At 58.3% G+C, this 630-nt stretch carries 1 protein-coding gene; it reads left to right on the forward strand.

The features are described from left to right. Positions 1 to 298: 298 nt before the first annotated feature. Positions 299 to 630 (forward strand): aspartate/glutamate racemase family protein (locus BTW07_RS19200; RefSeq protein WP_144077027.1); only part of this gene is annotated, 332 nt, incomplete at its 3' end.

A 630-nucleotide genomic window follows, 5' to 3' on the forward strand; every position in this document is an offset into this window, starting at 1 on the left:
AAAAGAACCGGCTCTCAGCAGCCGGTTTTTTCATGCCTGGAATGAGGCATTGGTGAGGGGGAGTGGATGAGAACCCTCCGGTTCGAGCCAAGGCGCGTAGCGACGGGCGGCGGAGCGTAGCGACGCCCATCCCCCCTCCGCCACCGAATTGAAAAGAACCGGCTCTCAGCAGCCGGTTTTTTCATGCCTGGAATGATGTTCAAAGGGAGGAAGGAAAATCCGCCGTTGCAAACGGGTTCCAGCAACGACGCCAACGCCTGTACTATAAAAATTCGAGTAATGGTCAGCAGGAATCGCAATGAAGACCATCGGCATACTGGGCGGCATGAGCTGGGAATCCACGCAGAGCTATTATCGGTTGCTCAACGAGGGCGTGCGTGACCGTCTTGGCGGGTATCACTCGGCGAAGATCGCCATGGTCAGCGTCGACTTTGCCGAGATCGAGGCGCTGCAACAGAGCGGTGATTGGGATCAAGCGGGAAAGACGCTGGCGACAGCGGCCCGTCAGATCGAGGCCGCTGGCGCAGAGTGTCTGTTGCTGGCGACCAATACCATGCACAGGGTGTCCGGTGCGATCGAGTCGGCACTGAGCATTCCGTTTCTCCATATTGCCGATGGCACCGGTTCACG

It is taken from the genome of Salinicola socius (genome assembly GCF_001937195.1).
GTDB lineage: Bacteria > Pseudomonadota > Gammaproteobacteria > Pseudomonadales > Halomonadaceae > Salinicola > Salinicola socius.